The sequence below is a fragment of the Arthrobacter sp. HLT1-20 genome (assembly GCF_054510895.1).
This window is the reverse complement of sequence record NZ_JBTNDR010000009.1, coordinates 1-13,865: the sequence shown is the minus strand read 5'-3', so window position 1 is coordinate 13,865 and position 13,865 is coordinate 1. Positions and strand designations below refer to the sequence as shown.

Sequence of the window (13,865 nt, the reverse complement as noted above, 5' to 3'; positions counted from 1 at the left end):
TCAGTGCACGGCCCCGAGCTTGGCCAGCCAGGGTGCCTGCATATAGGCGAAGGAGGAGGGCGGACCGGTCAACTTATGGTTGAGCACCAGAAACGAGGCGGGGTGCGCGACAGGGATCCACGGCAGCTCCGCCATGACCAGCTTGTCCGCCTCAATCGTCGCCTCCGCCCGACGGACCGGGTCCGCCTCCGCCCGGGCCTTGTCGAGCAAGGCCGTGATCGCCGGGTTGCTGTACCCGGAGTAGTTTTGGCTGCCGCCGGGCTGGACGTACGTGGCAAGCAACGCGGCGGGGTCGGCATAATCGCCATAGGTGGTGGTGCTGAAGGCATCAACGTTTTCGCGTGCCTTGGGGTCGGTGAAGAAGTTGATGTAGTTCTGTGGCGAGACGTTGTACAGGCTCGCCTTCAGGCCGATGGAATTGGCCGCTGCCAGCCAGGCATTGGCCTCCGTGGCCACCGTGGCCAAACCAGTCGAGGTGCCGATCACCAACGGTTTTCCCGCAGCCCCTGCCTGGGCAATGAGCTCCTTGGCCTTTTCCAGATCCTGGCCAATTTCAGGGGCCGTGTTCCAGGCCGCCGCGAACGTGTCCTTGGCGAACCCCCACGTTCCCGGGTTGGTGGACATTTTCGGGGCGAGCGCATTGCCGGCGTAAACGGCGTTGATGAAGCTGCGCCGGTCAAAAGCCAGGGACAGCGCCTGCCGAACACGCACGTCGCCCAAGACCCCGGAAAGGTTGGCGGGAATGAAGAAGGCCGTTTCCAGTGAGGGACCCGGATGGACGGCAACACCGGGTGTCCGCTGCAGCTGGGTCAGGTTGGAGGTGTCGCTGATCCAGGAGCCGTCGATTTCTCCGGTGGAGAGCCCCGTGGTGAGTGTGGCCGCGTCGGGAACGCCGCGGAAGACAATCTCCTTGGTCAGCGGCTTCAGCGAAGTATCCCAATAGTCCGGGTTCGCCACGACCTTCAGGTCCGCCCCTGCTGTCCAGCTCTCCAGCTTGTACGGGCCCGTGCACATGGCACCGCCGGCCGGTGTTCCGTAGTCGGCCCCCTGGCTGCGCGCATAGTCTTCCTCAATGACCACACCGGGCATCGCTGCCAGCTCGCCCGGGAGCCAATAGTCGGGGCTGTTCAGGGTCAGGGTCACGGTGTTGGGCCCGTCGGCCGTGACTGATTTGATTCGGTTGAGCACGGTGGCGTAGAAACCCCCGCCCTTCGGATCCATGTTGCGTTGGAGACTGAACACGACATCCGCCGCAGTGACGGGCTGGCCGTCCCAGAAACGAACGCCCGCTCGCAACGTCAGCACGAGGGTGGTTGGCGAGATGTAGTGGTATTCGCTGGCCAGGCCCGGGGCAATCGTCCCGTCCGGCTGCTGCCGCAAGAGGGATTCGCACATGGTGGAGACCACCGTGTTCTCCGGGTAGTCGAAAGCGGTGGACGGATCGATCGTGGTGGGGTCGCGATAGAGCGCCCAGGTTGCCTTGTCCACCGACCCCGAGGCCGCCGGTGTTGTGGCCTGAAGTTTAAGAAAATCCGCGCTGTTGCTGGTGGCTGGGACAGTCTCTGGCCGTCCGGAACATCCTGCCAGCAGGATACCCGCGCAGGCGGCCACGGCCGTAATCCTAAGTCGAACCTTGGTGATCATCATTGACCCCTTATGAGAAATTGGACTGGAGCATATCTGTGGTCTTGGACCCGGGAACCGATCAAGGCCCGGACATGGGGCGTGGCTAGACGGCGGAGAACGGGGCCTGTTCCGTCAGAGTGCCATAGCTGGCCGGTTGCCGGGTATCGAGCAGCCCGAAGGTGAGCCAATCGCGGCGCTGGTCCAGGTCAAGATCGGCAACGAGCACACTGTCGCGGTCCCGTGGCGCCTGCACGATGGTGCGCCCGTAGGGGTCGGAGATGAAGGAAGAGCCGTAGAACGTGATCCCGTCCTCGTGCCCGATACGATTGACCGCAATCATGAACGTTGCGTTGGCCAAGCCGTTGGCGGCGATCATCTGGTGCCACATCGGCTGGGTATCGAAGGCTGCCAGATCCGGATCGCTCCCGATTGCTGTCGGGTAGACCAGAATCTCGGCGCCCTTGAGCGAGTAGACGCGCGCCAGCTCGGGGAACCACTGGTCCCAGCAAGTCGGGAAGCCGAACTGGGCACCGGCGGCACCAACTACCGGGAACCCGCTGTCCCCGGAATCAAAGTACCGGTCCTCGTGGTAGCCGGGAAACGCGGGGATATGCAATTTTCTGGTTCGCGCCAGAACCGTGCCATCCGGTGCCACCAAGATCGCGGTGTTGAATCCTTGCCCGGTGTCACTGTGTTCATAGAGGGAAGCATGGATGAAGACGTTGTGCCGGGCCGCAAGCCGCCGGGCGAAGGACGTCGTCGGCCCCCCAGGGATGGCCTCGCTGTGGCTGGCCGCCCCAGCATTGTCCGGGACGGTTGCAAAATAAGGGCTGAGGGTCAGCTCCTGCAGGCACACGATCTGTGCGCCGCGATCGACGGCACGCTGGACGCCGGCGGCCAGCACGGCCCGGTGCTCGGCGGGATTTGCATGCCACGAAGTCTGCACCGCACCAACCCGCACCGGGATCCTTGTCCCGTCCTCGGCCCGTGCGGGCGAAGACATCGGCGAATCGATCGAGGTAACAATGACAAATTCGCCGTCGTCGTCGATGATCTGCCCGAGCCCGCCGCAGTCCGCGCTCATCGCTGGGCCCCGGAGGCGGGGATCGCGGCAGGAATCTGCTGGGTGATGCAATGCACGCCGCCGCCACCATACGCGACAACATTGCCGGGGACGCCGACGATCTCCCGGTCGGGGAATGCCTGCGCCAGGGTCTCCAGCGCCGATTGATCCAATTCGTGCCCGCCGGTGGGGACAATCACGGCGCCATTGGCAATATAGAAGTTGGCGTAGGCCACCATCGTTTCCGTGCCGTCGGGCAGGGTATGGACGGGGAATTGCGGCAGCTGCAGAATCTCCAACGGCCGGCCTGCGGCGTCGGTGCTTTCCCGCAGAACCTTCAGATTCGCCGCCATCCGTACGAAATCGGGCAGGGCCGGGTCCTCACATGTCTGGGCGATCACAACGCCGGGCCGAACGAACGTGCACACGCCGTCGACATGTCCGTCAGTGTGGGTGTCGTCAAATTGGCCGTAGGGTAGCCAAATCACTTTCCTCACGCCCAGACGCGCCTTGAGCTCGTTCTCGATCTGCTCCCGCGACATCGACGGGTTGCGGTTCGCGTTGAGCAGGCATTGTTCGGTGGTGATCAGGGTGCCCTCTCCATCGACGGTGATGGCACCGCCCTCAAGGATCATCTCCGAGGGGTTGCGGTCGATCCCCAGGACCTCGAGAACGCGGCGGCTGATGGTGGCATCCTGGTCGTACGGCAGGAAACGGTTTCCCCAGGAGTTGAAGCCGAAGTCGACGGCGGCGCGGCGCCCGGACCCGTCGAGCAGGATCTGCGGCCCCGAGTCACGCAGCCACGAATCGTCGATGGCCAATTCCACAATGTCCACCTCGGCGCTGCAGGCGGCCCTGGCCTCATCGCCCTGCCCCGGGTTGACGACCATGAGGACCGGTTCAAACCGGCCGATCGCATTTGCTGTCGCGGCATATTCAGCCTTGGCTTCCTCGAAATAGGGGCCCCACAGGCTAGCCCGGGTGGGCCATGCCATCAGGCACCGCTCGTGGGGTGCCCACTCGGCCGGCATCCGCCACGTCGTCGGACCGTCGGCAAGGGCTGGCTTCTTTTTATGTGATTGAACAGTCATAGGAGCAATCATGCTCCTGACTAAAAAATTAGTCAAGGTCTTAGGCGAAAGAAATCCCTCGAGGGCAGGTGTGTGGATAGAGCGGACCGACTATGGGGGTCCGGGGAGATTCCGGAGGGAAACTGGGGTCGGGGTATGTGCCGTGGCCGGTACCGGGGTCTGGCGGGACGGGTGCTATCCCAAGGGTTGGGCGGCGGCGTGACCTGCGGTGTGTACGGTGGCAAGCTCATTGTCCAGTGCCGCGGCGATATGAGAGCGCGCTTCCTCGGTGGTCATCAACCGGGCCAGCCAACGGTTGCTCAACCCTTCGACCAATGCGCTCATCCGTACAGCGAGAGCCTCGGCCTCCACCGTTTTGGCGATGCTGCCGTCCCGCTGTCCTTCCACGACCAGGGCGGCCAGGTCGATAATCCAGTTATCGGTGGCCACTGTCACCACGGGGCGGAGTCCATCATCGAACACTGCAGCACCGCGCACCTCGCCCCACACAGCGGAATTCTCCTGGACGGCTGGGTCATTTTGGAACTCCCCGAGCAGTTGCAAGGCCAGCCGTTCCCTGCCCGTACCACCTTCGTCGGCATGGGCGTATGTCTCGGCCCGGTTGTTGATGTGCTCCATCGCATGGGTCAGCAGGCCGGCCCGGTCGCCAAAGTAGTAATAGATCAGCGCCGTGGAGGCGCTGGCCTCCGCCGCGACGTTCTCAATCCGAAGGCCGCGGATGCCGTCCCGGGCAATAACCCGGCATGTTGCGTCAAGGAGTTGTGTTCTGCGATCATTCACCATTTCAGACTAGTGGATACCATCGGAGGAAGGTGAATTTTCCCCTTTCTAAATCGTTCTCCAGCGGCCTTCTGCATATTGTGGACTGGACGGCTCAAGCGGTCGGCAAGGCCACGGCCAGTGCCAACGGATAGTCGACTTCCTCGAGGTGGCTGATCGCCTCACCTTGTGCCGATATCGGCCTCAACAACTCGAATGCCGGAGAACTGGGTGCACATGTGCCGTGGGGATCATCACGAACAGTTCACGGCCGGGCAAAAGGGCCCGCGACCGGGGAGGAACATGACAAGACGTTCGTCGAGATCGGACAAACTCATCGAGGGTTTCATGCTTCCTGTTACTTAGACCAGGGCACGCTGTCGGAAAATTGGGTGCCCCAATGCGAAGCAACTGCGGGGAACTGCATGGGTGCTTCCGAGGGGAGAACAGTGGTCAGTGTCGGCGTTGGTGCCCCTTTGAGCCCGCAAAGATTCGCGCCTCGCGTCCAACAAATCTAAGCCCCAAGGCAAGGTTCCTCCACTAGCTTGGATCGCTCGGCTTCTCGGCTGCTTGAAAGTCTTGACCTGTACTGTTCGGCTGGCCTGATTCAGGATGAAATCCCCCAGCAGGCCGTACTGGGCGTGAAGTCAAACCCGTCTACCGAATGATTCGAAGGGGGCCCGACGACGCCCTAATCTTCAGTGTTGTCGGATGTTTTTCTTCCAAAGGTCCGGCTCCAGACTCCTGGATGAGTCGTAGGACCATATCAGCGCAGCGCCAGCCCATTCCGCGCGGATCGAGTTCGATGGCAGTGATCGGCGGGTTGGCCATCTGCATCACAGGGCTGTCGACGCAGGACGCGATGAGAAGGTCGACGCCGGGTGTGAGGCTGCACGCGGCAGCGGCGGTGAGTACGCCGATGGCCGAACCATCCGGCGCGCATATTATGGCATCCGGACGCGGATCAGTGCGCAACAGTCGCAGCGATTCCTCCCGGACTTCCGACGCGGTTGCGTTGAAAGCTAGATCGGCGGCATTTGGTTGCACAGCATTTTTTGAACACCAGTCTTCATAGCCACGGTGTAGCGAGCGGCCCCAGTCGGTGGTTTGGCCCGGGCCAAGGAACGCCGGGCGTCTGCTGCCCTGGCTGTGCAAATGGTCTAGCAGTTCGCACATACTGGCGTGGTGGTCAGACCAAATGGTTCCGGCATTGCTGCCGACCGCCTGTTTCCCATGCTCACCGGTCACCAGGGGGATCCCTCGGGATGTCAGACCGTCGACAAGGGTGTCGCCATCAATGAGGTCCACAGCGACTATTCCGTCCGTAATCTTTGCCGCAAGCACCGAAGAATGGGCCGATGACGATAGTACGACAGCGACATCATCACGGTTGGCCCTGTCCACCACCCCGAAGGTGAATTCCATGTAGTACGCGAGACCGGTCACCTGGTCGGGCAGGTGAAGACCAATGGCCCCGGTTCGGCTCCGGCGCAGGTTTCTAGCGGCGTGATTCGGCGCATAGCCAAGTTCCGTGGCCACGGCACGTACACGGTCCCTTGTAGCCATTGAAACCCGGCCCGTACTACTCAAGGCAGCCGAAACAGTGGTGCGGGACACCTTTGCTTCCCGCGCAATGTCGAGGATAGTGACGGAGGATCGCGGTTGCATACTCTGGACTCTAGCAGCCTCGGACGACCCCGTGGAGGAGCCATGGCCGCGCGAGAAGTTTAACAAAAACTATTGCCGAATCGTTCCCGCACTGACACTATTGCAGAATCGTTCCCGCAAATTCTTGAGAGGTTCCTCACATGGCAATCGAAGATTCGTTGCAATCGGCTGAAACCGCGGCACCCCGGTCTGGTTCTAAGATCGAGAGCCGTTCCATAGACTTCGTGACGCATTCGGAGCGTTTCGGGCGGGTCAGCGATCTTGGCCCGATCTGGTTTGCCAGCAGCGTCAATCTCGTTGGTATCGCCACGGGCGTTGCGACATTGTCCATTGGGGCGTCACTGTTCTGGACGGCGGTTGCGACGGTGCTCGGCTCGCTGTTCGGCACGTTGTTTATGGCCCTTCACTCTGCCCAGGGCCCGCAACTTGGCCTGCCGCAACTGGTGCAGTCCCATCCACAGTTCGGCTATCTGGGCGCGGCAGTGACGGTGCTCGTCTTTGCCTTCATCAACTATGTTGCGTACAACACCTCGGACGCACTGCTCTCGGGAGGCGCCGCTGAGCAGATAACGGGCATCAATGCAACAGTGGGATATCTCATTGCCACTGTCATCGCGGCAGTGATGGCCATCTACGGCTATAAGGTCATCCACCGTATAAACAAATGGCTGACCTGGCCCATGATTGGCATCCTGGTGGTCTTCACCGTCATTGCCCTGAGCTCAAATGCACTCCCGGCAGGGGCGTGGGAACCGGGGCCATTCCAGCTGGCACCGTTCATGACCGTCTTCGTCATCGTTGCCGGATTCCAGCTGGGCTGGGCTCCCTACGTGTCCGACTACTCGCGCTACCTGCCCGCGAACGTCGGCGTCAAAGCGGCCTTCTGGTGGACGTATGCGCCCAGCGTGATTTCCTCCGTCTGGGTCTTCGTCCTCGGATCCATTGTGGCCGCCGTTTCGCCCGGCGAAGATCCCATTAAGGCTTTCATTGCCCTCGGAGACAGGTTCTTCCCCGGCTTCGGACATATTGGCATCGCCGTTCTGTTCATCGGCGTCCTGTCCATCATGGTCATCAACCAGTACGGCGGAAGCCTGGCCTTGATCTCCATCGTTGACTCCTTCACACACATCCGCCCGACACGGACCATCCGTGTCGTCGCGATCCTGGTGATGGGCACCATAGTTTTCACCATCAGCCAATTTGTCGGGATCGAGAACTTCAACTCATTCTTCAGCAACGTCCTGATCTTCCTTGCCTACCTGTTCACGCCCTGGACCGCAATCAACCTCGTTGACTACTTCTTCGTACGAAAGGGCCAGTACGTCGTAGCGGAAATCTTCAACCCGAACGGTATCTACGGCCGCTGGGGCTGGCGGGGAATCGGCGCGTACATCATCGCCTTGCTGGCGATGGTCCCGTTCATGGTCACAGGGCCGTTCGTTGGCTTCATCGCCGCCGCCGCCGGGTCCGTTGACTACTCCGTCTTTGTCGGCCTGCCGGTCGCCGCCATCGCCTACCTCATCCTGTACCGGACAAAGGACCTGACTCGTGAGTTCGAAATGAGCAAAGCAGAAGGTCATATGCGTCATTGATCCACGAACCACAGCTTCTCCCCCTGCGAAAACACCTACCCAAAAGGACAAACGATGGAACTCATTACCGCCCAGCAACTCCCTTCGCCCGCACGAGTTGATCCAAGCAACCGGGCCCCCCTGCGCGTGGCAGCCGTGCAGACTCGCTGGCACGCAGATCCGGTCGAGCACGAAGCCATCCTGTTGGACGGCATCCGCACGGCCGCCAACGCCGGGGCCAGAATTGTCTTCCTTCAGGAACTCACGCTCTCACGCTACATGGCCGATGAAAGGCCAGCGGGCGACGCCGATGCCCTCGCCGAACAGATTCCAGGCGGACCCACCCACCTTTTCGCTGCGAAAGCCGCCGCAGAAACAGGGATTACCGTCCATGCCTCGCTGTTCGAAAAAACCAGCGGCCCGGACGGGCTCGGCTACAACACTGCCATCCTGGTCGCCCCCGACGCAGCACTCCTGGCCAGGACACGGAAACTCCACATTCCCAAGACTGCCGGATACTACGAAGATAACTACTTTCGTCCCGGGCCAGCCGCGGCCAACCCCTACCCCGTCATCGACTTCACCGACGCCCAAGGCAGTGCCGCAAAGCTGGGCCTGCCCACGTGCTGGGACCAGTGGTTCCCCGAAGTGGCCCGCGCCTATTCCCTCGGAGGCGCCGAGATCCTGGCCTATCCGACGGCGATCGGTTCGGAGCCGGATCACCCAGACTTCGACACCCAGCCCCTGTGGCAGCACGTCATTGTGGGCCACGGCATCACCAACGGCACGTTCATGGTCGTTCCCAACAGGTGGGGAAGCGAAGGGCTAATCACCTTCTACGGATCATCATTCATCTCCGACCCGTATGGGCGCGTCCTTGTCTCCGCACCACGGGACCGTGACGCCGTCCTCATCGCCGATCTCGACCTCGATCAGCGCCGCGACTGGCTCGAGCTATTCCCCCTCCTGGCAACACGCCGCCCCGACAGCTACGCAGCACTCACCCAACCCGCCTGAGAGGGTATGGCTATCAAGCAATTCCTTCTCAATGCCCGTGGACTGATGGCCAGCAGGAACACAAGGACAATAATCCCTTGTGGCCCAGCGCGGCCCGTGGGCGAAATGTGTAGCCCAGAAGCGTAAACGAGGTCCGCTCATACGTTCAGCCCCAGTTCCTGTCGTTGCAGTATGCAGCTGCGGTCTTGAAGGACGCAACTTCAAGACCGCAGTGTCATAGAAATCAGGCTCGAACACGACATCCGGGTGTTCCCTCAATCTTTGATCGAAGGCGGAATACATGAACACGTTCGCCGGCACTGAAGGGACTGCGCAGCCTTTAAAGGCCCCCCTCGACCTCCCTGCAGAAGAAGGAATCCTGACCCTAAGGGCGCGCCAAGGCCGGCGTTAAGCTGCCGATCTGCCGGAGATTTCTGCGGCGGAACGGGAGCCGGGTCGCCCCCAGCGCGAGCGACTCGGCTGGGATCAATTCGATCAACGAATTGATCAACTGGCTGTCCAACAACAGCAGCTAGGTTACAGAACGGAATAGGGGGTGCGACGGCAGTACACGACAACGGTGTCTTCATCAACCTTGTTGTTCAACACCCTGCAGCGGGCAATGATGAGCAGAACCATCCCGGCGAGCATGCCGACCCCGACAAAATGGCCCGATGCCTCCGCTGCCGGCAAAACTGGATGTTGCCATCCAACGGTGGTGATCCCCTTGGCGTTTTCGGCGGACGTGGGACCGCCCTGTTTGCTGGACACTCGGGGTTTAGTGCCGCTGAACGACTGTGGGGCGGGTAGCTTTTGCCTCAAACTTAATCGAGACTAGCTGGACAAGACAGCAGTGGCGGCGTTTCATATGACCATGCCCACTGGATTCCGAGTGCAAGCGTCAGTCGCAGCCTTGGTCGAGTGGCGCTTCGATGCCGATCCAGGATGTTCGTGTGCAGCAGGGCGCCGAACGACTGTCCGCCCACGCCTCATATGTTTCTCATATGTTCTGACTGATTATTTAGTCAGGTATGCTTGTTGAATCGCAGTAGCCTAGTCGTCATCCAGCGTCGGGCTTGAAGCCGGATTTGGCTCCTGACATCGGGTGCGAGCGAAGAACCTCGCGCATTGGACCGGGTCGGAATTATCCTGCCCCAACAGAAGAGAACATGACATGCAGCGACGTACATTCGTGCAGACTTCACTGGCCGCCATCAGTGCTTTGTTGATGGCGGGCTGCACTGAATCGAACCCGCCATCCGGCCCTGGTGGTTCGAGTGGTTCACCTGAGGACGGGAGGAAATGGATGATGCCCGAGGAAGGTCAGCCGCATGCACGAACGTGGATGACGTTCGGTGCCAGCGAACATATCTGGGGCGCGAAGCTTGTCCCTGAGGTGCAACGCAACCTCGCCACCATCGCCACCACCATTGCCCGATTCGAACCCGTGACGATGCTGGTCCGCCCCAGCGAGATGGACCTTGCGAAGAGCCTAGTTGGTGGCACGAACGTCGAGCTGGTTCCCGCGGAGATCGATGACCTGTGGATGCGTGACACCGGCCCCGTGTTCGTGAAGAGCAGCGGCGGGCGGGCCGGCGTCGATTTCAACTTCAATGGCTGGGGCGGGAAGCAGGAGCACCGCCGTGATGCCAAAATCGCCCGGCTCGTCACGGAGCGTGCCGGTGTGGAACGGCTACGCACCGACCTCGTGCTGGAGGGCGGTGGCCTCGAGGTTGATGGGGAGGGCACGGCGATCATCACCGAAAGCTGCGTGCTTAACAACAACCGCAACCCGAAGTGGTCGAAACGGGACGTCGAAGAGGAACTGGCCCACCTGCTCGGCATCGAGAAGGTGATCTGGCTGCCGGGCATCGCAGGGAAAGACATCACAGACGGACACACCGACTTCTACGCCCGCTTCGCCCGTCCCGGTGTGGTTGTCGCGGGCCTGGACAATGATCCGGACTCTTTCGACTACGGCGTCACCCACCGCCACCTCGACATCCTGCATCAAGCCACGGACCTGCATGGCCGCCCCTTGAAAGTTGAGGTACTCGAAGGCCCATCCAAAGTGCGTGAGACCTTCGCCAATGACGACTTCGCCGCCGGCTACATCAATTTTTATGTCTGCAATGGTGCTGTCATCGCTCCCGAGTTCGGTGACCCCACCACGGACCCGTCGACCCGGGACACCCTGCAACGGTTGTTTCCCGACCGCGAGGTCGTGCAGATCAACATTGACGGAATTGCCGCCGGCGGAGGCGGCATCCACTGCACCACCCAGCAGGAACCCGCCTAATCGTCAGGTGGCAGGCAACCCCCGGCCCCCCACGGCCCAGCCGAGACACCGCACCCTCAGGTCGGCCAGGCTGCAGTTGGTGAGTCGACGAAATGAAATGCGATCGTTTTGGCGAACTAAACTGCGAACACAAATGCGTGCTGGACTGGCCAGGCAAAATCGATAGAAGACCCTGCGCGCTGGACCGTAGTTTCGATGCCGAATTGATACTGTGTTTCAGCTACTCAACGCCGCGTTGGGAGATGTCCGTGCGGACCCGGTCGCTCAGCGTGCCCGCCGACAAACAAGGGCAAGCTGAGCAACCAGACTCTTGAGGGGCAGAAGTCAACCCAGTTGACCACAGTGCCAGGGGTGATTTTGCCCCGCCAGCATGGAATGGCTGATGTCCCGAGCACTGGTGACAGCCGCATCCAAACACACGACGTCGATGATCTCTTCCGCCCGCTCATGGGCTGGAACTGGTTCGGCCGTCGCGTTTGTAAGGTGTCGCCACGGGACCTGTCGTGGACGTGCTGGGCGGGATGTTGGTGTTATCGCCGCCAGAGTTAGCAGCAGATGGGACTTCCTCTACGTTCTCCCTCCCCCCGCTTATCGCCCCCAACCTCTGTGCCCGCGCACATGCCTGGCCGGCACCAACACTGGCAGAGGAAACTGCAACGACGCGGTTCTACCCAGTACTCGGGGACTTTCGAACCGAAACAGTCCGGCTGAACAGCTAGAAGAATCGCACTACTTAACTAGCAATGAAAATTGTTACTGCAGGTCAGAGCATGCTCGAAGTCAGGCACCTATCGGCAGGTATCAACTGTTTATGGACCCCGCTAGCTGGTCAACGAGCCATTCAGAGCCGCCGATAGGCCCTTTTGAACTTTTTTTACATGGCGCTATTGCAACAATGCAAGATACTAAATAGTGGCTGTTCTGCCTTCAAAAGCATGAGTTTTGTATGACGTGGCGGGAACCCCTGCCCGACCGCTGCCTCACCGGAAACGTTGCCCGACCATTCGTCGACTTCAGCACCCTGGGGCCGAAACTACACCCTCAATTCTGGATCGCCGGCTTCTATCACTCCGGCCGGTGATGCTGCGCAAGATTAGTTGGGGCGCACCATTTGCGACGCCTATTCCGGCCCGACGATCAAAGGTTCACGAATACAGTCGCCTTGATCTAGACATTTGCAACAGGACTTGGTTCTTCTCCCAGATCCGGCCAGTTCCAGACTCGAGGCAAATCAGCTCGAACATCACGTTTGGGCCCGCCCCCCGCTTCAGTTGGCTCCGGGTCGAGCAAAGCCGGGGCAATCCCAGGCAACGTATACGGCTACGCCGAGGTCTTCCATGAGTCAACCCGACCTCTTGCAATCCAAACTGAAAACGTTTACAGTAATTCAAGCGGAGCGTGATCCTACTCACGCAACGTTCCGGAACCCTGGAATTCCCGGCAGGGAAGAAACTTCATACGACTCAAAGGAGAGCGCGCACCATGGCAAACATCCACGATGTTGCGCAACGCGCAGGCGTTTCCATCGCCACGGTCTCCCGCATGTTATCGGGCGAGAACATCCGCAACCGGGCGGCAGTGGAACGGGCCATCGGCGAACTGGGCTACCGCCCCAACGCCAGTGCCCGCGGACTTCGACTGGGGCGGCACCACACCATTGCCGTGATTGTGCCGGACATCTCCAACCCGTATTTCGCCACGTTGGTTCGTGGCATCGAGGAACGTGTCATGACCAAGGGCTTCCGGATCATTGTGGCCAGCAGTGACGAACAATTCACTGCCGAATCTGATGTTTTGGGCGGCCTCATCGATGCCGTTGACGCTGTGGCCATTGTGCCGGCCGAGGCGAGCGAGCGCACCCGCCGTATGCTGGCGGAACTGGGCAAACCAGTCGTTCTCATCGACCGGACCGTGGGTGAGAACCCGGAGTTCGATTTGGTTCATGTTGACAACGCTGGCGGTGCCCGAATGGCGGCCGAGCACCTCCTATCGCTGGGGCACCGCCGGATTGGCATCATCAGCGGTCGGCAGGAAACACTCCCCGGCCAAGTCAGGCACACAGAGTTCCTGGACGTTCTCTCCGCAGCTGGTGTTGACGTCAAGGGGGAGGACACCAAGATCGGTGAGTTCACGAGGGCATTTGGGCACCAGGCCGCGTGTGAACTAATGGATGCTGACACAGGCATTACGGCAGTGTTCGTCGGCAACAATACGATGGCCCAAGGAGCCCTGCTGGCCTTCCATGCGGCCGGTGTCTCCATTCCAGAGAACCTTTCCTTTCTTTGCTTTGACGATTTCGACCTTGCTGAACTGCTGCCTGCACCAGTCACCGTGATTTCACGTCCGGCCATCGCCGAAGGCCATGCCGCGGCTGACCTTCTCCTGGCTCGGATCGAAGAAGCAGATGAAGGTGAACGGCGGGTGTTTCGGCACATGGTGCTGCCGGTGAAGCTGACCGTCCGCAAATCCTGTTCGGCACCAGCGATTCACTAGCCTAAACCGCGGACTTCCACACCCCATTTTTCAACACAAAAGGACCCCCATGACGTTTACTGTGCCCAAAATCGGCAGTGTTCTGGTGATTGGCAGCATAACCGGCTCTTCCGGATTGAGGGTGTAGTGGGCTCCGCGGCATGGTGAGCTGAAGTTCGTTGAGTTGGTCCGAAACAAGGTGAGGGCCTTGGGAGAGAATCGGATTGTCTAGATCTGATCCCTCTTCCACAAGGCCCTCGTGAACAACGCTACCTTCCACAGCCCTGACCTGACCACTTTCTGCCGTCTTGACGGCCTTG

At 60.7% G+C, this 13,865-nt stretch carries 11 protein-coding genes; 4 read left to right on the top strand and 7 right to left on the bottom strand.

The annotated features are described in order from the left end of the window. From ACX80Q_RS06950 to ACX80Q_RS06930, 5 genes are all read right to left on the bottom strand, one after another. Nucleotides 1-1,647: an ABC transporter substrate-binding protein gene (locus ACX80Q_RS06950; protein ID WP_459329799.1), complete on the bottom strand. Its 1,647-nt coding sequence runs from the start codon at nucleotides 1,645-1,647 to the stop codon at nucleotides 1-3. An 82-nt stretch (nucleotides 1,648-1,729) separates the two neighbouring features. After that, entirely contained in the window at nucleotides 1,730-2,710 is a 981-nt protein-coding gene (locus ACX80Q_RS06945) for a nitrilase-related carbon-nitrogen hydrolase (protein ID WP_459329798.1), read from the bottom strand. After that, a complete protein-coding gene (locus ACX80Q_RS06940; RefSeq protein ID WP_459329797.1) occupies nucleotides 2,707-3,780 on the bottom strand; it encodes an agmatine deiminase family protein in 1,074 nt (357 codons plus the stop codon). Before ACX80Q_RS06940 ends, ACX80Q_RS06945 begins: the two co-directional genes overlap by 4 nt. A 174-nt stretch (nucleotides 3,781-3,954) precedes the next feature. Next, nucleotides 3,955-4,560 (bottom strand): TetR/AcrR family transcriptional regulator, encoded by a 606-nt coding sequence (locus ACX80Q_RS06935; protein WP_459329796.1) that lies wholly within the window; start codon nucleotides 4,558-4,560, stop codon nucleotides 3,955-3,957. A 636-nt stretch (nucleotides 4,561-5,196) separates the two neighbouring features. Beyond that, nucleotides 5,197-6,207, bottom strand: coding sequence for a LacI family DNA-binding transcriptional regulator (locus tag ACX80Q_RS06930; RefSeq protein ID WP_459329795.1), 1,011 nt, complete (start codon nucleotides 6,205-6,207; stop codon nucleotides 5,197-5,199). A 140-nt stretch (nucleotides 6,208-6,347) separates the two neighbouring features. Between ACX80Q_RS06930 and ACX80Q_RS06925 the strand changes: the two genes are divergently transcribed. Next, nucleotides 6,348-7,799, top strand: coding sequence for a purine-cytosine permease family protein (locus ACX80Q_RS06925; protein WP_459329794.1), 1,452 nt, complete (start codon nucleotides 6,348-6,350; stop codon nucleotides 7,797-7,799). Between the two features lie 54 nt (nucleotides 7,800-7,853). Further along, complete coding sequence (locus tag ACX80Q_RS06920; protein ID WP_459329793.1) at nucleotides 7,854-8,795, top strand: nitrilase-related carbon-nitrogen hydrolase; 942 nt, start codon at nucleotides 7,854-7,856, stop codon at nucleotides 8,793-8,795. A 516-nt stretch (nucleotides 8,796-9,311) separates the two neighbouring features. Here ACX80Q_RS06920 and ACX80Q_RS06915 read toward each other — a convergent pair. Then, a complete protein-coding gene (locus ACX80Q_RS06915) occupies nucleotides 9,312-9,545 on the bottom strand; it encodes a hypothetical protein (protein WP_459329792.1) in 234 nt (77 codons plus the stop codon). Nucleotides 9,546-9,948: 403 nt separating this feature from the next. Here ACX80Q_RS06915 and ACX80Q_RS06910 point away from each other — a divergent pair, with 403 nt between their 5' ends. After that, a complete protein-coding gene (locus ACX80Q_RS06910) occupies nucleotides 9,949-11,073 on the top strand; it encodes an agmatine deiminase family protein (RefSeq protein WP_459329791.1) in 1,125 nt (374 codons plus the stop codon). Nucleotides 11,074-12,555: 1,482 nt separating this feature from the next. Beyond that, a complete protein-coding gene (locus tag ACX80Q_RS06905; protein WP_459329790.1) occupies nucleotides 12,556-13,566 on the top strand; it encodes a LacI family DNA-binding transcriptional regulator in 1,011 nt (336 codons plus the stop codon). Between the two features lies 1 nt (nucleotide 13,567). Here ACX80Q_RS06905 and ACX80Q_RS06900 read toward each other — a convergent pair. After that, on the bottom strand, nucleotides 13,568-13,865 hold a 298-nt coding region (locus ACX80Q_RS06900; protein ID WP_459329789.1), incomplete at its 5' end, for a hypothetical protein.

Coding starts and splice junctions, on each gene's coding strand:
- ACX80Q_RS06950 (WP_459329799.1), bottom strand. CDS start 1,647: ATGATGATCACCAAGGTTCGACTTAGGATTACGGCCGTGGCCGCCTGC.
- ACX80Q_RS06945 (WP_459329798.1), bottom strand. CDS start 2,710: ATGAGCGCGGACTGCGGCGGGCTCGGGCAGATCATCGACGACGACGGC.
- ACX80Q_RS06940 (WP_459329797.1), bottom strand. CDS start 3,780: ATGACTGTTCAATCACATAAAAAGAAGCCAGCCCTTGCCGACGGTCCG.
- ACX80Q_RS06930 (WP_459329795.1), bottom strand. CDS start 6,207: ATGCAACCGCGATCCTCCGTCACTATCCTCGACATTGCGCGGGAAGCA.
- ACX80Q_RS06925 (WP_459329794.1), top strand. CDS start 6,348: ATGGCAATCGAAGATTCGTTGCAATCGGCTGAAACCGCGGCACCCCGG.
- ACX80Q_RS06920 (WP_459329793.1), top strand. CDS start 7,854: ATGGAACTCATTACCGCCCAGCAACTCCCTTCGCCCGCACGAGTTGAT.
- ACX80Q_RS06910 (WP_459329791.1), top strand. CDS start 9,949: ATGCAGCGACGTACATTCGTGCAGACTTCACTGGCCGCCATCAGTGCT.
- ACX80Q_RS06905 (WP_459329790.1), top strand. CDS start 12,556: ATGGCAAACATCCACGATGTTGCGCAACGCGCAGGCGTTTCCATCGCC.